The following is an 18,530-nucleotide window of genomic DNA, read 5'->3' as shown; positions in this document are numbered from 1 at the left end:
TTTTAAGAAGTGTGGCGGAGGGCAGCGACCTCTTACGTCAATTGTCGTATAAGCGGATTTTAAGCTTTTGACAGGGGAGCGCGATGAACAAGGAGTCGATATTCCGCCAGCTTGAACAACGGATCGCCGGGCGACCGCTGACGACGGAAGCGCTGGGCGAGTTTAATGCGATGGCGATTGCCGATAGCCTGAAGCAAAAACGCAGTATCATCAGCCATCATCTGAATAATCTCCATCGCGAGAAGCGGGTGGTCAAAGTAAATGGTCGCCCGGTGCTGTTTTTACCCATTGCCGCGCTGCGCGACTACCACCGACTCGCGGTTCGACACGGCGAATACGCTTCCCTTCAGGCCCTGTGCGCTGAGCGCCAGGATAGTCTGGCGCAGCTGATAGGCGCTCAGGGCAGCCTGCAGGAAGCTTTGCGACAGTGCAAGGCCGCCATCAGCTACCCCGGCGCAGGTCTACCGCTTCTGCTGCGCGGTCCCACCGGCACGGGGAAAAGCTTCCTTGCCCGCCAGCTGTGGCGTTACGCCATGGAACAGGAGGTTTTACCTGCCGATGCGCCGTTCACCGTGTTTAACTGCGCCGAGTACGCCAATAATCCAGAACTGCTGACCTCAAAATTATTCGGTCACGCGAAGGGCGCCTTTACCGGTGCCGATAAGGCGGTTCCCGGGCTTATCGAGACCAGCAACGGCGGGGTGCTGTTTATCGATGAGGTTCATCGGCTACCTCCCGAAGGGCAGGAAAAGCTGTTCCATTTTATGGATAACGGTAGCTGGCGGCGGCTGGGAGAGAGCAGTGACGAGCGCAGCGCCACGGTACGGCTGATTTTTGCTTCAACCGAGGATCTGGAAAAACACTTCCTGGCAACGTTCATTCGCCGTATTCCGGTGATTGTTAAAATTCTGCCGATCGCCGAACGCGGACAGTATGAGAGGCTGGCGTTTATCCACCACTTTTTCCGCCGCGAAGCGCAGCGTTTGGACCACGATCTGGCGCTGGACGGCGAAATCGTCAGCCAGCTGATGCGCGAAACCCTTGAGGGCAACGTCGGCGGACTAGAGAATTTGATCCGCAATATTTGCGCCAGCGCCTGGACATTTGGCGAGCGGGATAGCGATCTTTTACAGATAAAAGCGGGTTTACTGCCCGACCGGTTGCTGGCGGATGCGCCTTTTTCCCTTGAGCAAAATAGCGAACGGGTCATGATTTACCGCGATGGCGACGCGCAGCCTTTGTTTTCCGGTCGTCATCATGAGTATCAACGGCTAACGGGAAATATTTGCAGCCTGTGCGAGGAACTAGGGAAGGACAATATCAGCGCGAGGACCTTTGAAAAGCTCATTTATCAAAACGTGACGCTCTATCTCGATGCGTTGATGAATCAGGAGAGCGCGGTCTCTCTTCAGGATAAGCGGCTGCGCTTTATTGAGGATGTGGGCAAGGCGATCGCCGCCAATTATGACCTTCAGCTCAATGCCGAATTCGCTTATCTTACCGGCCGCTATTTGACCAGTCTCCCCCTGGCGCCGCGCAGCGTCGCCGAGCCCGCGCGTCTGGTGATGCAGGGCTGGCTGGATTCTTCTGCGGGGCTGGCGCAGCGCGTCGCGCGAAAACTGCTGGACGTGGTGAATAACAAATACGATCTACTTATCGATACGCTGGACCGTATGGCGGTTGCCGCCATCGTCAGTAACGCCATCGATGCTACCAGCGGCGGGAAAGTGAAAGCGGTAATAATCGCTCATGGCTATTCCACCGCCAGCAGCATTGCGGGAGTCGCCAACCGGCTGATTGGCGAAAAGATTTACCAGGCAATGGATATGCCAATGGAGGTGGCGTTTAGCGATGTCAGCCGCGCCGTTGTCGATTATCTCCAGCATACGGATACCCGCGCAGGCGTGATGGTGCTTATCGATATGGGCTACACCAGGGAGATTGCCGATGCGCTGTTGGCGGTGATTAACGGCCCGCTGGTGGTGGTGGATAACGTGACGACCCGCATGGCGCTGAACGTTGCCAGCGAGATCGCGCTGGGGAAAAACATCGAACAAATCGCCGAAGAGATCGTACCGCTCAATCAGTCGCGTTGGGATGTATTCTGGCCCGCGGAAAAAAAAGAGCGTGCGCTGCTGGTGACCTGCATCACCGGTATCGGTACCGCCTTTAAATTTAAAAATCTGATGGAGAAGAGCCTGCTCAGCGATTTTGATATTAATATCATCGCCTGCGAATACACGCGCTTAAAAAATAGCCGTACGGCGATATCGTTGCTCCACCAGTACGAAGTTATTGCGGTGGTAGGAACTCACGACCCGCAGCTGGCGGGAGTGCCCTGGGTGGGCATTGAGGAGCTGCTGGGCGAGCAGGGGCACAGGCATCTTAGTCAGCTCTTAAGCGGCTATCTCAATGAGAAGCAAATTGCGCTGATTAATAAAAATATGGTTCGCGAGTTTTCGCTGCATAACGTCGTCAATTCTCTGACGATACTGAATGCCGGAAAAACCATGAGCCATATCGAAACCATTATTGCCGAGTGGCAAAATACGCTGGGGTTTAATTTTAATAATAACTTAATTATCAGTTTATATGTGCATCTCAGCTGTATGATTGAGCGTCTGGTGATGCGTAATGAAATTACCCATTATAAAAATCTTGAGCAATTCACCCGCCAGCATGGAGAGTTTATTACTATGGTGAACCACTCATTCCAGCGTCTGAAAATACTCTATAACGTGGCGCTGCCGGTGGCGGAAATTGGCTATATTCACGATATTTTCGAATTACGTATTGACGATTTTCGCTGGTGATCATCAGCGCAGCCCCGGAGCAGATCGCCGGGGCTGGCAGAGAGTTAGCGAATTAATATTCGACTTTCCACATATAGCGGCGGGTGGTCAGAGGATGGTTGCGGGCGGCGGCCAGCGCCAGGTTGTACACATCAAGAACGCAGTTGTGCAGCAGGCCGCAGAAATATTCGCGCACGCTGGCGTGAAGCGTATCAATTCCCACTTTTTCCACGTCAATAATCTGCAGTTTTCCCTGATAGCGTTCGATAAAGCGAATCGCGCGATCGTCCAGCGGACGGGTGCGGCCGCTGCTTTTTAATAAAATGAACGGCGTTCCCGGTTCGGTAATCTCAAAGGGGCCGTGGAAATACTCGCCGCTATGGATGCTGGCGGAGTTAATCCATTGCATCTCCAACAGAATACAGATGGATTCCTGATGCGCGGCGCCGAACGAAGGACCGCTGCCCATCATATAAATGACATTTTCACTTTTCCAGGCTTCGGCAAAATGCTGCACATCCGCTTGCACCTGCTGCTGAGCGCCGCGCACCACGGATTCAAAATTGGCAAAGGCGCTGACCATCTCAGCGTAATGGTCGTATCCTTCTGTTTGCGCCAGGATCTCCAGCGCCAGCCACAGGCTGTACGCCGCTTTTTGCTGTGTCGGATCGACAGTTTCGGGATAGCGGGCCCAGCAGTATTCGATAGTGTAATCGCTGTGTTCGCACAGCGGCGTGCCGGGGGTATATACCAGCCCAATCGTAGCCGCGCCTTTTTGACGCGCGATGCGGGCGGCTTCGACCGTTTCAGCGGTGTTGCCCTGCTGAGAGGCAAGGATCACCACGCTATTTTCCCCTAATGCTTTCGGCGTCGCGTGGACAAATTCATTACTGGTCACATAGCCGACGGCCAGCTTTTTCGCTTCACAATCGAGAAAATATTTCCCCGGCCAGAAGCCGGTCAACGAACCCCCGCAGCCAACAAACCACACGCGTTCAATACGTTGCCTGGTTAAAATATCGCGAATAATATGGTGGGCGTTTTTCTGAGCTATAGACATATTGATCTCCTTGAGATGTAAAGGGTCCTCCGCTGCATGGCGGATAACTATTACAGGGCATTATTTAATTAAGTTTTTTACTTTTCATTTTCTGGTGGAACTGCGGATCCTTAGGTATTGCGGGATCGACACCCTTCACTGGCGGTAGCCTGGCGCAAACCATTTGCAATGGAATAATATATTCAAAGATTGCAAAGTCTGGATCGTTAATAAACGTAAAGGGCATGTTTTTACCGTTATTGTCAACATGCGGGCCAATGCGATAAATATGCGGCGTCCAACCAGACAGTATTTCCGCCAGACGATCCTGGCGCTCATCGGGATGCGGATCGAGCATAATCAGGGTTGAACGCTCATCGAAGGCGTTATAGATCCCGTGGATGAATTCTTCAAATTCATAGCCGGCCACCGGGCAGCGCAGCGTTTCAAGCATCTTTAGCGCGCCTTCCTGAACGGTGCCAAACAGCCCTGCCGGGCCGGTCAGGCGAATATCTGCGCTGTCGATAAGCGGCCGGGCGTGATTGTGAACCCACGCCTGCGAGGCCTCAATGAGCGTCGGCAAATGATTAAACGTCCTCTCCATGCGGACGAGTAGCGCCTTGCGCTCCTCCTCGCTCAGGCGCTGCTGGCGGCTGGCGACGGCAAGCGCAAGCAGTATCAGGTTGAGTATGGTGCAGTGATAACCTTTGGTTTTGGCGCCGGCGCGCTCTTCTCCACAGGGGACCGTCAGGACCAAATCTGCCGCCTGGTCGATGGCAACTGGCGCTTCCCCGGCCATGGAAGCGGTAAGGTGCCCGGCTGCCCGGGCGCGCTCCATTGCGGCGAGAGTGGAGAGGCTACCGCCTCCCTGAGAAATGCCGATGACCAGCGCTTTGTCGCTGAGGGAAAGTGCCATCTCGTCCAGCAGGAAGGGCCAGTACACATCGATCGGGATTCCGCACCACTGCTGCATAAACGACCGGGCGGTCAGCGCGCCGTGATAAGAGGTACCGGAGCCGGTCAGGATAATGCGCGTGACCCCGCACTCCGTAAGCGCGATGGCCGCCTGATTAAGATCTTCTCGCGTCTGCGTCAGCATATTGAGCAGGCGGGCGGGCGTTTCATTCATATAGTCTTCTATGTGCATGGGTGATACCTCTTTTTAAAGCAGGCCTAGCGCGCTGGCCACCATGCCAAACGCGACGGTTCCTAACAGGATCCAGTTTATGTTGACGCCCTTGCGGATCAGCTTGTACATCCCAAGGGTGAAAAGCAGCGGCAGCAGCGAAGGAAGAATTTTGTCGATAAACTCTTGCGCCTTCATGGTGGTTTGCCCGGCGGTAAAGCTGAGCGGGGTGGTAATATCTATCATGCTGGCGGTCATCGCGCCGACGACCATCAGGCCCACGATTGACGCGATGTAGGTTACCCGGTCCATAAGGCCGCTCTGATAAATACGCATCAGCCAGGTGGTCCCCGCGCGATAGCCGAGCTTCAGGCCATACCAGCGGCATAAAAAATGCGGCAGGTTATACACCACCAGCGCCAGTATCGGCCCCAGAAGGCTGCCCTGCTGCGCAAAATAAATCCCCATCCCGGCGGCGATAACCTTCAGCGATCCCCAGAATATTGAGTCGCCGATACCCGCCAGCGGCCCCATCAGGCTGGTCTTAATGGCGTTTATCGACTCTTCATTAAATTCGGGGTTGCGCTGATTCTCCTCTTCCATGGCTATCGACAGACCGAAGATAAAGGTTGAGAGATGCGGCGTGGTATTAAACAGCACCAGATGGCGCTGCAGGGCGCGCCCCAGTTCCGCTGGGTCCTGATAGATGCGCTTCAGAGCGGGCGACATGGCGAAGGCGTAGCCCATATGCTGCTGGCGTTCGTAGTTCCACGAGCCCTGCAGCGTAAAGGAGCGCCAGAACACGCTGCGTAAATCCCGAGCGGTGACCCGGCTTGCGTCATCGCTTTGCGGCTGGGTGGCGCCTGACAGGGTCTGCGTCATTTCACTCATGATTAGCTCTCCTGCTGCTTAAGATTAAGAAACTGGCTGATGATAAAAGCCAACACCACGGCGAACAGCGCGATGGCGATAATATCCAGCTTGGTGTAGGCCGCTATCAGAAATCCCAGACCGAGGTACGGCATAAGTTTGCTGCTGAGCATCATGCTGATCAGCAGGGCGAAGCCGAGCGCCGGCAGGATCTTACTGGCGACGATCAATCCGTTGGTGATCACCGGCGGAATCGCCTCAAGGAACCAGCTAACCGCCGAAGAGCCGAGCAGGATGGCGAAAAAAACCGGCAGAAATCCGTTTAAAAAATAGAGCAGCGTCGGACCGCCGAGGTGCATCAGGCCGACCATCCGGGTATTACCTTGCGCCGCATAGCGGTCCGCCAGATGACCGAAGCGGGCGTTCACCACGCGAACCAGAATGCCCAGCGTTTGCGCCAGCATTGAGACGGGGATGGCGATGGTGAGTGCAGCCTCTGGACCGCGGCCGGACATGATCGAAAACGCGGTCGCCAGTACGGAGCCGGTCACGATATCGGGTGGGTGCGCGGCGCCGATGGCGACGTTGCCGAGAAAAATAAGCTCCAGCGTAGCGCCAATCAGAATCCCCTCATGCAGATTGCCGCAGACCAGGCCGGTGAGGGCGCACATCACCAGCGGCCGGTCGATCATCGATACCCCAAGCAGGCGGCCATCGAGGATCCCCAGGGCGGCAATCAGTCCGAGTAACGTTGCGGTGAGCAACATAGTGACCTCCGAAGTTAAAGTTGTTCGTTGAGGAGCTCGGCCGAGTGGGCGGGTACCTGACGCATCTCCAGCCGAATGCCTTTTTCTTTCAGCGCTCTGCTATCGGCGATTTCCTCTTCGGTCAGATAGATGGCCTTGCCGAATTGTCTTGCGCCCTCTTTCTGCGGCAGACCGCCGTAGTTAATGGCGTTAATTCCTGGGACTTTTTCCACCAGCGCGAGGGTTTCAGCAGTATTGCCAAGGACCACCATGACTTTTTTATGATCCAACTTGCCGCCGTTAAGCTTTTCCGCCGCCTGTTCAACGGTGGCGATGTCCAGCGTGACGCCCGCCGGCTTGGCCAGGTTAAGCGACATCGTAATGAAGGCATCCGCCGCGGCTTTGGCGTTAGCGACGATGATATGGTCGATATCCAGCGCTCGGGTCCAGGCAAAAACCACCTGGCCGTGCAGCAGCCGATAATCAATGCGCACGAGTTTAATCATGAGATTCTCCCTGTGGGTCAGAGGGTGGTTGTGTTATTAGAGGGTTGATGAAAACAATGGATTCACGCGCCGCGCCGGTGGCGTAGACAATCGCGGCCTCGGTAGTGGCTTCTTCGCACAGCAGAAACTCCAGCAGCAGAGTCAGATTAATTCCGGCGACCACGAAAACGTTACGATGGCGCATCAAGACGCTCACGGCGCTATTGTTGATACTGCCGCCAAGCAGGTCGGTAAAGACCACCACTTCATCACCATTCGCCTGGACGATGAGATGCTCCAGGGTTTGCTCCAGCTGTTCGGTGGTCACGATATCTTCGTCATAGGCGCAGACCGGGATAACGCCGTGTTCGTCGCCAATCAGCAGCGACAAACTGTTCACCAGTCCGCGAGCAAAATGGCCGTGGCTGGCCACATAGATATGTTTCACCCGGTTTCTCCTTCATCCAGATAGTGGTATCTGTTAAGAGCAAAGGGCATGCCAGAAATAAAAAATATTATTTATCAATTAATTAAATAGGTTGGTTCACACTAAAGGCGTTATTCCTGGCACAAGCGGGCTTATTAGCGCCGGAAACCTGGCACAAACGGCAGAAAAAGAGGGGGGGAAAGAGAGGGGTGAAGAAAGCCCCGGGCGAGACGCTGCTGCGCCATGGCCCGGGCGTTCCCGGCAGAAGGGAATTAAATCTCGGTAATGGTCGTCGCCTGCGGCAGGCGTGATTTCGGCAGCGTCGCGTTGAAGTCTTCGACGCTATGATGGCCGACCGGCACCACCACCAGGCTGGTGTAGCCCTGGGCTTTCAGGTCGAATTCGGCATCGAGAATCGCGAAGTCGACGCCTTCAATCGGCACGGCGTCCAGACCCATGGCCGCGACGCCCAGCAGGAAATTGCCGACGTTGAGATAAACCTGCTTCGCCATCCACTGATCGTCGTCGTGCAGCTCTTTGCGGTGCATATCGGCAAAGAAGGTACGGCCTTTGTGGTTCGCGGCTTTGGCTTCGGCGTTCGCAAAGCGGCCATCGGCCTCTTCCTGATCGACCACGCGCTCAAGCCAGGCGTCGTCCATTGCGGTTTTGGCGCAGAAAACCACCACGTGGGAGGCATCAAGAATTTTACGTTCGTTAAACACGTAGGTGCCGCTCGCCGCTTTGGCGACGCGCGCTTTGCCTTCATCGCTGCTGGCAACGATAAAGTGCCACGGCTGGGAGTTGGTGCTTGACGGGCTGTACTGCAGCAGCGTTTTCAGGTTTTCCGCCTGCTCGTCAGTTAGCTTTTTAGTGGCGTCAAAGGCCTTGGTGGAGTAGCGCTTTAAGGCAACCGATACGATATCCATACTCTTCCTCACTGTTTACAACCCCTTGCGGGTGCGTTTCGTGAAGGAAGAGTACAGCGATGACGGAAAAAAGATAAGGGGCAAAAATGCGATAACACTTATCGCGCAGCGCTGAAAATCACCGCGGGCGCAGCCGCTGCTGCTCTTTTTTGCTGAGTTTATCGACGATCAGGTTCCACGAATCATCGATCAGTTCCGCCAGCAGATCTACGCTAATATCTTCGCCGGGAACCACGGTGATCCAGTGCTTTTTGTTCATGTGATAGCCGGGCTCAATGCTGCGGTATATCGCCTGATGAAGCAGCGATTTCTGCGGATCGCACTTCAGGTTGACCAGCGCGCGGCCGCGAACCGTCGCGGTCAGCATAAAAATCCGCCCGCCGATTTTAAACACATCGTACTCCGGGCCAAACGGCCAGCAGTGCTCGGTAAAGGGAAGCTCCAGCGCGATACGATGCGCGTGGTCATGCAGCGAGCGGGGGTCCATCAGCTATTGTCCTCGGCAAGCGCCTGCCACATGGCTTCAAAGCCGAGTTCGACAAAACGCACGGCGCGTTCCGGCTCGTGGCAGGCGTATTCAATGGTGGTTTCGGCCAGCGAAAGAAACAGCGCATCGCCAAAGGTGCGGTATTCTTCGGATTGAAAAACGGGCTTGATGGAACGCTGGCACAGTTCATTGAGCTCGGGAAACATCTCTTTGACGCGGTTGCGGGTTTCGTCGGTGATCCTTTCACTCAGCGCCATCCGGCGAATCGCTTTATGCTCCATGGGATTACGCACGCCCCAGCCGATATAGCTGTTCCAGATATTGCGCGTGTTCTCTTTCGACTCGGTCTCGTTCGGATTGAGACCCGCGATCATTGTCTTAACCAGGTCTGCTTTTATAGTCAGATAAAGCTCGTTGAGCAGATCGTCCTTGGTGGCAAAGTAGCGAAACAGCGTACCCTCGGCAACCCCGGCGCTGCGGGCGATGGCGGAAGTTGAGGCGGCGATTCCCGATTGGGCAAAGGCGGCGGTTGCGGCCTCCAGTAACGCTTGCTTTTTATCTTCACTCTTAGGACGAGCCACTACACTTTACCTCACATATGATAAAACCACGATCTAAGCATGCCTGACATGGGCACTGCAACGCTGTCTGTCAAAATTTGAAAATCGTCTTGACGACTTTCAGCTTCTTCCTAATAATGAGTGCTTACTCACTCATAATCAAGCCTTATAACAAAAACCTCCAGGAAGGAGGATTTCGCCAGGTCAGGATATGAACTGTGTCACTTTCAGCGTGGTCGCCATCATGTTATTAGCGTCAGCAACAACTTTGCCGTTTGTGTTAAATGCCGGATTTGGTCAGGCGCCGCAGGGCGCGCAGCTCAGCCTGGTGGAGCAGTCGCCGCACTATCACGACGGTCAGTTTCACAATCAGCTTCCGACGCCTGGCTTTACCGGGCAAAAAAATATGCTGGCCGCGTGGTGGGAGTTTCTGGTCGCCAAACGTGAAAATGCCAGACCTGCACAGCCGCTGCCGCTGGTGAACACCGATCTGGCGGGCTTGCCGTCAGGGCAGGACGTGATGGTCTGGCTCGGTCACTCCTCCTGGTATCTGCAGCTGGCGGGCAAACGCATCCTGATTGATCCCGTATTTAGCAACTATGCCGCGCCGTTCTCGTTTATTAATAAGGCCTTCGCCGGGGATTACCCGTGGCACGCTGAGGGCATGCCGGATATCGACCTGCTGATTATCTCGCACGATCATTACGACCACCTCGATTACGCCACCATCAAAGCTCTAATGCCGAAGGTCAGGCGCGTGGTGACGCCACTGGGCGTGGGGTCGCACCTGCGCTACTGGGGAATGGAGAGCGCGATAATCAGCGAGGCGGACTGGAATCAGTCGGTGCAGGTGAGCGATGAGCTGACGGTACACGTCCTGCCCGCGCGCCACTTTTCCGGCCGCGGCCTCAAGCGCAACCAGACCCTGTGGGCCAGCTTTATGTTCGTTACCCCGCAGCAGAAAATTTACTACAGCGGCGACAGCGGTTACGGACCGCACTTTAAAGCCATCGGCGAACAGTTTGGCGAAGTGGATTTGGCGATCATGGAAAACGGTCAGTATGACCAGGACTGGAAGTACATCCACATGATGCCGGAAGAGACGGCGCAAGCCGCTGACGATGTTCATGCACGCGCGGTGCTGCCGGGTCACGCCGGGCGCTTCGTGCTGGCAAAACACACATGGGACGATCCGTACAAAAGGCTGGCGGAGGCCAGCACAGGGCGACCGTGGCGACTGCTGACGCCAATGTTGGGTGAGCCGGTTTGGGTCGCCGATAAAACGCAATCATTTAACGCCTGGTGGCGCTAACGATGAGAGTGGTTCAGGAGGAGAGAGGACATATGACTATTTCCGCTCAGGTCATTGATACAATCGTCGAGTGGATTGATGATAATTTGCATCAGCCGCTACGTATTGACGATATTGCGCGCCACGCCGGTTATTCGAAGTGGCATTTGCAACGACTGTTTTTACAGTATAAAGGGGAGAGTCTGGGGCGCTATATCCGCGAGCGTAAGCTGCTGCTGGCGGCGCGCGATCTGCGCGATACCGATCAGCGGGTCTACGATATTTGCCTGAAATACGGCTTTGACTCGCAGCAAACCTTTACCCGCATCTTCACCCGCACGTTTAACCTGCCGCCGGGCGCCTACCGTAAAGAAAATCACAGCCGCGCGCACTGAAAACGTCCGCCGGGGGAAGACCGGCGGACGTTTTTCTTACCAGGCGTAGTTTACTGTCGCCGTCACCGTCCGGCCAATGCCGTAGAAGCAGGCGCTATCGCTGGCGCAGGAGGCCACGTATTTGGTATTGGCGAGATTGTTGACGTTGAACTGTACTTTCGCCCCTTTCAGGCTTGAATTCAGCTCGCCTAACTCATAGCTGACCATGGCGTCGTACAGATCCACTGCTGGTACCTTAAACGTGTTTTTCGCATCGCCGTAGCTGGTGCCGATATAGCGTACGCCAACGCCCGCGGTCAGGCTTTTTAACGCGCCGTCCGGCAGGGTATAGCTGGTGAACGCCGAAGCCATATGGGTCGGAATGCGTGCCGGCGTTTTCCCTTCGGTACCGACGACAGTGGTATTGACGGTTTCCGCGTCGGTGTAGGTGTAAGACGCGATCAGATTGAGGTTATCGAAGACCGTCGCGTGCGCTTCGGCTTCAACGCCTTTTGAGCGCACTTTACCGCTGTTCTCAAACCACCCGGCCGCGCTGTTGTAGGTCGCGACGTTGCTTTGCGTCAAATCGTACAGCGCGAGGGTCATTAACGCGTTTGGGTTAGGCTGGTATTTCAGACCCACCTCAACCTGTTTGCCTTCGCTGGGATCGAACGGTCCGACGCCCGGCGCGCGGTTGGTTTGCAGGTTAGGTTCGAAGGAGGTGCTGTAGCTGATATAGGGGGAAAGACCGGAATCAAAGGCGTACAGCAGGCCGGTGCGCCAGGTGAACTTATTATCATTCTGCTGGGTGCTGCTGGCGTCGGTAAAATCGGTGGTGCGTACTTCCGCCCAGTCGTAGCGCCCGGAAACTAACAGTTCCCAGTTTCGCCAGCTCAGCTGATCCTGAACATACACCCCAGCCTGGTCGAGATTTTGCTGTTCATTAGTGGCGGGACTGAAGGCGCTTTCATCGACGTTAACCCCGTAGGTCGGGCTGCGCCAGTCGATATCGTACTGCGAGCCGCCGGCCCGACCAAGATACTGCTTATCCTTACTGGTTTTGTAATCCACACCGCCAATCACCGTATGCGCCACCTGACCGCTGGCGAACTGCGCTTCAAGCTGGTTATCGATGCCAAACTCATCGGTCTGGCGCTGTTCATGCTGGGCGCGGCGGGAGAGTACCGAGCTGTTGGCGGCGCTGGTGGAATAAACCAGGTAGCGATACTTCTGTTTAATGGTGGCGTAACGGGCGTTCTGGCGCAGAGTCAAGGTATCGTTGAGCTGGTGCTCAAATTCATAGCCAATCATCGTTTGTTCACGCCACGACTGGTTGTAGTTGGGATCGCTGACGTTAAAATCGCGCGGAATATAGCTGCCGTCGACGCTTTCCACGGTACCGTAACGCGGCAGGAAGTTACGGTAGCCGGCATCCGGATCTTTCTGATAGCTGGTTAACAGGGTAAAGCGCGTGGCGTCATTAGGATACCAGGTGAGGGCGGGAGCGATAGCCATCCGCGTCTCTTTATAGTCATCGATCTGGTTATTCTGGGTGCGGGCGATCCCGTTCAGGCGATAGAGCAGGTGGCCGTCATCGCTCAGCGGACCGCCAATGTCGAAAGCGCCTTCGGCGAGATGGTTATTACCGGTACGGAACTGCACCTCATGAATCGGCTGGCTGGTCGGGCGTTTGCTGGTCATGCTAATCAGCCCGCCGGGGTTGACCTGCCCAAACAGCACCGAGGCCGGGCCGCGCACCAGTTCGACGCGCTCCAGCAGCCACGGATCGAAAGTGCCGGTTTGCGACGAGGCGGTGGCACCATAGCTCAGGCCATCGAGGAATTTGGGCACGTAGCTGAAACCGCGTACGAATACCTCGTCGTTGCGGTTAGATGAACCGCGGTATTCGGTAAAAACGCCCGCGCTATAGCGCAGCGCCTGTGAAACCGAGGTAACGTCCAACGCCCGCATTTGATCGCGGGTGACCACCGATACCGACTGCGGTGTTTTGACGATTTCCGCGGCGGTCTTTGTTGCCGACAGCGTTTTTGTTGCCACTATTCCCTTCAGCGGCGCGGTGGGATCCTCGCCGCTGGCGGCGGTGACGACGATCGTTTCCTCCGCCGCCAGCGCCGGCCCGCCAAACAGAGATGCCGCCACGCCCGCGGCCCAGAAAGCTTTTATCTTATTATATTTAAACATGTTTATTTTTTATCCTTGGTTGAATCGCCATCAAAAAACGCCCGCGTCGAGGGGAATCGACCGGCGGCTAACATTAATGGCGTTAATGTTATTGCAAATAGTTATTGTTTGCATTAGCGTTATTAACAAATTCTTACAAGGAACTATCGGCTAATGAAGACGGCGTGGAGCGGCCTGCTGATTGGCATGAGTGCCCTACCGGCGGCGGCAATGAACTGCGAATCTCCCTCGTTACAGGGTGAACTACAGGGGAAATTCGACGCCAGCGGCGAGGTCTGTTTTGACCTGCCGACATTGGGCGAGAACTACGTCGCGGCGACCCTCTCCGGCGTCACCGATGCCCGACTGCTGGATAACAATAACCGCCGTCTGCGCACGCTGCTGGCGGGCGGTCCGGCGGACGGCGAGCAAACCCTGCTATTTTCTCTGCCGGTAAACCGCGCCTCCTCGCTGGTGCTGCACGGCGAAGAGGGGGCGCGCTGGCGCTTTCAGTGGCAGATGCGGGAAACCACCGCGCTGGCCAAAATTCAGCCGCTGGATCCGGTCAGCCCGCGCCTGCAGCGGCTAAAGCGTGAACTGGCGGCGGGAGGTTCAACGACGCATTTCTGGCAGGAGCGCGAGCGGGAAGGGACGCCAATGGTGGAACCGGTGGACGCCGGCCATAAGCGGGTAACTTTCCTGTGGCGCGGGGCGAGCCGCAACGTGTTTATTCTGGGTTCGCCGGCGGGGGATCACGATCCGCTGTTTCGCCTCGGGGATTCTGACGTCTGGTTTCGCAGCTACGTGGTGCCCGCCGATACCCTCATGCAGTATAAGCTGGCCCCGGACGTGCCGCAGGTAAACGGCAGCGCGCGGGAACAGCGGCGGGCAATTCTGGTCAGCGCCCAGGCTGACCCTCTCAACCCGAACAGTATCAATGCCGCCCACGACCGCTGGAATCGCCACTCTCTGCTGGCCCTCAACGCCGCGCGTTTTTGCACCGCCCAGCGTATGGCGCAGCCGCTACGCTACGGAGTCTTAACCCGCCATCAGCTGCGCAGCGACTTTCTGCAAAATACGCGGGAAGTGCTGATTTATCGCCCGCGGTTGCCGCAGCCCGCGCGCTGGACCCTACTGCTCTTTGACGGCAAAACTTACCAGCACGAGTACCGCCTCGCCAACGTGCTGGATGCCCTGATCGCCAGCCATCGGCTACCGCCGATCAACGTGGTGTTTATCGATAGTCTCGATCATTCGCGACGGGCGAAGGAGCTGCCGCCAAATCCGCACTTTGCCGATTTTATGGCCCATGAGCTGCTGCCGTGGCTGCGTCGTCAGGGACTCAGCCTGAGCCGGCAAAAAACCGTGGTCGCCGGCTCCAGCTACGGCGGGCTAGCCGCATCCTGGGTAGCGCTGCGCTATCCGCGACAGTTTGGCAACGTATTAAGCCTGTCCGGGTCATACTGGTGGGCACCGCAAGGGGAGGAGGCCAGCTGGCTGACCCGCCAGTACCAGCAGTCGCCGCGTTATCCGGTGCGCTTCTGGCTGCAGGCGGGGAAATTCGAAACCAGCGGGCCGGACGGCGGCATTTATGCCAATACGCTTGAATTTGAGCGGGTGCTAAAAGAGAAGGGGTATACGGTGAGCTTCCATCCCTCATCCAGCGGCCACGATTACGCCGCGTGGTGCGAAGCGCTGGTCAGCGGCATGCGCGACCTGGCTGGCTTAGCGTTCAAGGGAAAACCAGCGACGCCAGACCCAGCGCAGCAGCAGATATTCAACCGCGCCCAGCGCTAAAAACCACAGGCAAAAGATCAGGGTATAAAGCTGGTTGAGATCCATCAGATGGAATGTCGCAACTAGCTTTTGCGCCAGCGTCAGGCCCAGAGAGGGCGCCGGCAACAGCAGGCAGGAGAGCAAAGCCAGCAGCAGAATGCCGGCGGCACTGAGGAGCGTTTCTAGCGGATGTTTCATTATTTGTTAATCATCAGTTAAAAACATATTGTCCGGTAAAAAGAGAATTAATGCAATATTGTTTCGTACGTAATCATAATACGCATTGGATATTATATTTAAACGTCCTCAATTATTCCCTTGTTAATTATTTTGGTAATATTTGTGATTAAGTTAATTACATTACAATGTAAATTAACGTCATTATTATGCCAGCGCTTTTACAAAAGTATAGGTGCTATATCCCACCAAAGTAGCGATGATAATAGCCAGCAGGATGTACAGTACCAGACGGCGTCCGCGGTAGATTCCAAACATAGTAGACCTCGTTTAGTTTTGGTTTATTAATATTCTGCAATAGTTGATTTATAGAATTAACTTACCACAAATTTTGTATTTGCGAGAGATTAAATATTGCGCAAGCTTAAATTATCTCCGCTGTTTAAAATTTTTCTCATTGGCCCGGAATGATTCCAGGCTTTCCGCCTCACGGAATTTTAAGGGAGATATATTTTGACCAAAACGATCAAAACTAATAATACCACCCCATCAGGGGATGCTGCGCCACGCCGCGCATATCAGCAGACGGTTGATGCGGTGCTGGCGCAGAATAAAAGCCATGCCAACGGCCTCAGTTCCGCCGAGGCCGCCGAGCGTTTGAAGACCTTCGGCCCCAACGCCTTGCCGGAGAAAAAAGGCAAGCCGGCCTGGCTGCGCTTTCTTGCCCACTTTAACGACGTCCTGATTTTTGTCCTGCTGGCCGCTGCCGCGCTCACCGCGGTCATGGGCCACTGGGTCGATACGCTCGTCATCCTTGGCGTCACGGTAATCAACGCCCTGATCGGTCATATCCAGGAGAGCAACGCCGAAAAATCGCTGCAGGGCATCCGCAATATGCTCTCCAGCGACGCGCGCGTGCAGCGCGGCGGCAAGCATGAAACCATCCCGACCCGCGACCTGGTGCCGGGCGATATCGTGATACTGCGCGCAGGTGACCGCGTGCCTGCCGATATGCGCCTGATTGAGAGCCATAATCTGCGGGTCGAAGAGGCGATTCTGACCGGCGAGTCGACGGTGGTGGATAAAACCACCGACGCGCTGGAAGGCGAACTGCCGCTGGGCGACCGCACCAATATGCTCTTCTCCGGCACAACCATCAGCGCCGGCGGCGGCGTTGGCGTGGTGACCGCAACCGGTCAGGAGACCGAGCTCGGCCACATCAACCAGATGATGGCGGGCATTGAGAAGCACCGCACGCCGCTGCTGGTGCAGATGGATAAGCTCGGTAAAGCGATTTTCGTTATCATCCTGGCGATGATGGCCGCGCTGTTCGTCTTCAGCCTCGCGCTGCGCGACATTCCTCTCGGCGAGCTGCTGCTCTCCCTGATTAGCCTGGCGGTGGCCGCCGTGCCGGAAGGCTTACCGGCGATTATCTCGATTATTCTCTCTCTGGGTGTACAGGCGATGGCGCGTCAGCGGGCGATTATCCGCAAGCTGCCGACGGTGGAAACCCTGGGCGCCATGACCGTGGTGTGCTCGGATAAAACCGGCACCCTGACGATGAACGAGATGACCGTCAAAGCGATCATCACCGCCGACTGCTGCTACCGCGTCGAGGGCGACAGCTACGAGCCTCAGGGTAACATCTGCCTGGAAGGCAGTAACGAGCCGGTGCAGATTAAAGCGGGCAGCGTGCTGGAAACCTATTTGCGCACCATCGACCTGTGTAACGACAGCCAGATGATTCAGGACGAGCGCGGCCTGTGGGGCATTACCGGCGGGCCGACCGAAGGCGCGCTGAAGGTGCTGGCGGCGAAAGCGCAGCTTGCGCCCGTCGATGCCCGCCTGGTCGCGAAAATCCCGTTCGACTCGCAGTACAAGTACATGGCGACCCACCAGAAAATGGGCGACGTCGAGCAGGTGCTGATTACCGGCGCGCCGGACGTGATTTTTGCCCTGTGCCGCCATCAGTTGAGCAAGCAGGGGGCGGTGCCGTTTGAGCCGCAGTACTGGGAAGAGGAGATGGCGCGCTTTGCCCGTCAGGGCCTGCGTATGGTCGCCGCCGCCTACAAACCGGCGAACGTCGGCAGCACCACGCTGACCCACGACGATCTGCGCGAAGGTCTGGTGTTCCTCGGCATTGCCGGAATGATGGACCCGCCGCGTCCGGAAGCGATTGACGCTATCCACGCCTGCCAGAACGCGGGGATCCGCGTGAAGATGATTACCGGCGACCACCCGCAGACGGCGATGAGCATTGGCCAGATGCTGGGGATCACCAACAGCCGCCAGGCGATGACCGGCTATCAGCTGGAGCACATGGACGACGCCGAGCTGGCGAAAGCCGCCGTTGAGTACGATATCTTTGCCCGTACCAGCCCGGAGCACAAGCTGCGCCTGGTGAAAGCGCTGCAGGATAACGGTGAAGTGGTTGGCATGACCGGCGACGGCGTCAACGACGCCCCGGCGCTGCGCCAGGCCGACGTCGGGATCGCCATGGGGATTAAAGGCACCGAGGTGACCAAAGAGGCCGCCGACATGGTCCTCACCGACGACAACTTTGCCACCATCGCCAGTTCGGTTAAAGAGGGGCGTCGGGTCTACGACAACCTGAAGAAGACCATTCTGTTCATCATGCCGACCAACCTGGCGCAGGGGCTGCTGATTATTATCGCCCTGCTGGCGGGGAATATCATTCCGCTGACGCCGGTGCTGATTCTGTGGATGAACATGGCCACCTCCGCCACGCTCTCCTTCGGCCTCGCGTTTGAAGCCGCCGAGCGCAACGCCATGAACCGCCCGCCGCGTAAAACCGGCCAGCACGTTATGGACGCCTTCGCCGTCTGGCGCGTCGCCTTCGTCGGCACGATGATTGCCGTGGCTGCCTTTATTCTTGAAGCCTGGCTGGCACCGCGCGGCCACAGCCCGGAGTTTATTCGTACAGTCCTGCTGCAGATGCTGGTTACCGCACAGTGGGTGTACATGATTAACTGCCGCAGCAGCGACAGCTTCTCGCTCAACATGGGGCTCCTGCGCAACAAAGGCATCTGGCTGGTGAGCGGCGTGCTGCTGCTGATGCAGCTGGCCATCATCTACGTACCGGTGATGCAGACGATGTTTGGCACCGAAGGGCTGCCGCTGCGCTACTGGTTCATTACGCTGGTCATCGGTATCGCGATGTTCCTGGTGGTGGAAGTTGAGAAGCGCCTGACCCGTCGTTTCCGTAAAACCGCGTAGCGTGACTGACTCGCCCGGCGTCCCTTCTCCTGCGGG

General features: G+C 56.4%; 16 protein-coding genes. 5 read left to right on the top strand and 11 right to left on the bottom strand.

What is annotated here, in order from left to right:
• Nucleotides 1-83 precede the first annotated feature (83 nt).
• Complete coding sequence (locus K7H21_RS20630; RefSeq protein WP_049123107.1) at nt 84-2,813, top strand: sigma 54-interacting transcriptional regulator; 2,730 nt, start codon at nt 84-86, stop codon at nt 2,811-2,813.
• 52 nt (nt 2,814-2,865) lie between these two features.
• Here K7H21_RS20630 and K7H21_RS20625 read toward each other — a convergent pair whose 3' ends face one another.
• The 9 genes from K7H21_RS20625 to K7H21_RS20585 all read right to left on the bottom strand — a co-directional run bounded on the left by K7H21_RS20625 (nt 2,866) and on the right by K7H21_RS20585 (nt 9,479).
• A complete protein-coding gene (locus tag K7H21_RS20625; RefSeq protein WP_049113523.1) occupies nt 2,866-3,852 on the bottom strand; it encodes an SIS domain-containing protein in 987 nt (328 codons plus the stop codon).
• 64 nt (nt 3,853-3,916) lie between these two features.
• Nucleotides 3,917-4,978, bottom strand: coding sequence for an SIS domain-containing protein (locus K7H21_RS20620; protein WP_049113525.1), 1,062 nt, complete (start codon nt 4,976-4,978; stop codon nt 3,917-3,919).
• 15 nt (nt 4,979-4,993) lie between these two features.
• Nucleotides 4,994-5,848, bottom strand: a complete 855-nt coding sequence (locus K7H21_RS20615) for a PTS system mannose/fructose/sorbose family transporter subunit IID (protein WP_004130210.1) — start codon at nt 5,846-5,848, stop codon at nt 4,994-4,996.
• A 2-nt stretch (nt 5,849-5,850) separates the two neighbouring features.
• Nucleotides 5,851-6,594 (bottom strand): PTS mannose/fructose/sorbose/N-acetylgalactosamine transporter subunit IIC, encoded by a 744-nt coding sequence (locus K7H21_RS20610; RefSeq protein WP_004099986.1) that lies wholly within the window; start codon nt 6,592-6,594, stop codon nt 5,851-5,853.
• Between the two features lie 14 nt (nt 6,595-6,608).
• Nucleotides 6,609-7,079, bottom strand: a complete 471-nt coding sequence (locus K7H21_RS20605) for a PTS sugar transporter subunit IIB (RefSeq protein ID WP_004099987.1) — start codon at nt 7,077-7,079, stop codon at nt 6,609-6,611.
• Complete coding sequence (locus tag K7H21_RS20600; protein WP_223035313.1) at nt 7,072-7,506, bottom strand: PTS sugar transporter subunit IIA; 435 nt, start codon at nt 7,504-7,506, stop codon at nt 7,072-7,074. Before K7H21_RS20600 ends, K7H21_RS20605 begins: the two co-directional genes overlap by 8 nt.
• 251 nt (nt 7,507-7,757) lie before the next feature.
• Nucleotides 7,758-8,411: an oxygen-insensitive NAD(P)H nitroreductase gene (nfsB, locus tag K7H21_RS20595; protein ID WP_087828701.1), complete on the bottom strand. Its 654-nt coding sequence runs from the start codon at nt 8,409-8,411 to the stop codon at nt 7,758-7,760.
• Between the two features lie 118 nt (nt 8,412-8,529).
• Nucleotides 8,530-8,898, bottom strand: a complete 369-nt coding sequence (locus K7H21_RS20590; protein WP_049113529.1) for an MmcQ/YjbR family DNA-binding protein — start codon at nt 8,896-8,898, stop codon at nt 8,530-8,532.
• On the bottom strand, nt 8,898-9,479 hold the full coding sequence (locus tag K7H21_RS20585) for a TetR/AcrR family transcriptional regulator (protein WP_004130217.1): 582 nt from the start codon (nt 9,477-9,479) through the stop codon (nt 8,898-8,900). The genes K7H21_RS20590 and K7H21_RS20585 overlap by 1 nt, the downstream gene beginning before the upstream one ends.
• A 190-nt stretch (nt 9,480-9,669) precedes the next feature.
• Between K7H21_RS20585 and K7H21_RS20580 the strand changes: the two genes are divergently transcribed.
• A complete protein-coding gene (locus K7H21_RS20580; RefSeq protein WP_142467833.1) occupies nt 9,670-10,770 on the top strand; it encodes an MBL fold metallo-hydrolase in 1,101 nt (366 codons plus the stop codon).
• Between the two features lie 32 nt (nt 10,771-10,802).
• Nucleotides 10,803-11,144 (top strand): RamA family antibiotic efflux transcriptional regulator, encoded by a 342-nt coding sequence (locus tag K7H21_RS20575; RefSeq protein WP_004130221.1) that lies wholly within the window; start codon nt 10,803-10,805, stop codon nt 11,142-11,144.
• Nucleotides 11,145-11,180: 36 nt separating this feature from the next.
• Here K7H21_RS20575 and K7H21_RS20570 read toward each other — a convergent pair whose 3' ends face one another.
• On the bottom strand, nt 11,181-13,325 hold the full coding sequence (locus tag K7H21_RS20570) for a TonB-dependent siderophore receptor (RefSeq protein ID WP_004130223.1): 2,145 nt from the start codon (nt 13,323-13,325) through the stop codon (nt 11,181-11,183).
• Nucleotides 13,326-13,478: 153 nt separating this feature from the next.
• Between K7H21_RS20570 and K7H21_RS20565 the strand changes: the two genes are divergently transcribed.
• Nucleotides 13,479-15,101: an alpha/beta hydrolase-fold protein gene (locus K7H21_RS20565; protein ID WP_223035312.1), complete on the top strand. Its 1,623-nt coding sequence runs from the start codon at nt 13,479-13,481 to the stop codon at nt 15,099-15,101.
• Here K7H21_RS20565 and K7H21_RS20560 read toward each other — a convergent pair.
• The gene (locus K7H21_RS20560; protein WP_004848573.1) at nt 15,030-15,278 is read right to left on the bottom strand and encodes a DUF1158 domain-containing protein; all 249 of its coding nucleotides are present in this window, start codon (nt 15,276-15,278) and stop codon (nt 15,030-15,032) included. The two genes, K7H21_RS20565 and K7H21_RS20560, sit on opposite strands and share 72 nt — an antisense overlap.
• 492 nt (nt 15,279-15,770) lie before the next feature.
• On the opposite strand from K7H21_RS20560, the gene K7H21_RS20555 reads away from it, so the two are divergent.
• Nucleotides 15,771-18,494, top strand: coding sequence for a cation-transporting P-type ATPase (locus K7H21_RS20555; protein ID WP_185912903.1), 2,724 nt, complete (start codon nt 15,771-15,773; stop codon nt 18,492-18,494).
• Nucleotides 18,495-18,530 lie beyond the last annotated feature (36 nt).

The sequence above is a fragment of the Klebsiella sp. CTHL.F3a genome (assembly GCF_019890895.1).
Lineage (GTDB): Bacteria > Pseudomonadota > Gammaproteobacteria > Enterobacterales > Enterobacteriaceae > Klebsiella > Klebsiella grimontii.
Note: the sequence above shows the minus strand (reverse complement) of the source record. Positions and strands in the feature narration are given on the sequence as shown.

Excerpts from the sequence above, each read along its gene's own strand:
- K7H21_RS20570 (WP_004130223.1), bottom strand. The coding sequence starts at position 13,325 with ATGTTTAAATATAATAAGATAAAAGCTTTCTGGGCCGCGGGCGTGGCG.
- K7H21_RS20590 (WP_049113529.1), bottom strand. The coding sequence starts at position 8,898 with ATGGACCCCCGCTCGCTGCATGACCACGCGCATCGTATCGCGCTGGAG.
- K7H21_RS20620 (WP_049113525.1), bottom strand. The coding sequence starts at position 4,978 with ATGCACATAGAAGACTATATGAATGAAACGCCCGCCCGCCTGCTCAAT.
- K7H21_RS20630 (WP_049123107.1), top strand. The coding sequence starts at position 84 with ATGAACAAGGAGTCGATATTCCGCCAGCTTGAACAACGGATCGCCGGG.
- K7H21_RS20610 (WP_004099986.1), bottom strand. The coding sequence starts at position 6,594 with ATGTTGCTCACCGCAACGTTACTCGGACTGATTGCCGCCCTGGGGATC.
- K7H21_RS20625 (WP_049113523.1), bottom strand. The coding sequence starts at position 3,852 with ATGTCTATAGCTCAGAAAAACGCCCACCATATTATTCGCGATATTTTA.
- K7H21_RS20575 (WP_004130221.1), top strand. The coding sequence starts at position 10,803 with ATGACTATTTCCGCTCAGGTCATTGATACAATCGTCGAGTGGATTGAT.
- nfsB (WP_087828701.1), bottom strand. The coding sequence starts at position 8,411 with ATGGATATCGTATCGGTTGCCTTAAAGCGCTACTCCACCAAGGCCTTT.
- K7H21_RS20605 (WP_004099987.1), bottom strand. The coding sequence starts at position 7,079 with ATGATTAAACTCGTGCGCATTGATTATCGGCTGCTGCACGGCCAGGTG.
- K7H21_RS20560 (WP_004848573.1), bottom strand. The coding sequence starts at position 15,278 with ATGAAACATCCGCTAGAAACGCTCCTCAGTGCCGCCGGCATTCTGCTG.
- K7H21_RS20615 (WP_004130210.1), bottom strand. The coding sequence starts at position 5,848 with ATGAGTGAAATGACGCAGACCCTGTCAGGCGCCACCCAGCCGCAAAGC.
- K7H21_RS20565 (WP_223035312.1), top strand. The coding sequence starts at position 13,479 with ATGAAGACGGCGTGGAGCGGCCTGCTGATTGGCATGAGTGCCCTACCG.
- K7H21_RS20580 (WP_142467833.1), top strand. The coding sequence starts at position 9,670 with ATGAACTGTGTCACTTTCAGCGTGGTCGCCATCATGTTATTAGCGTCA.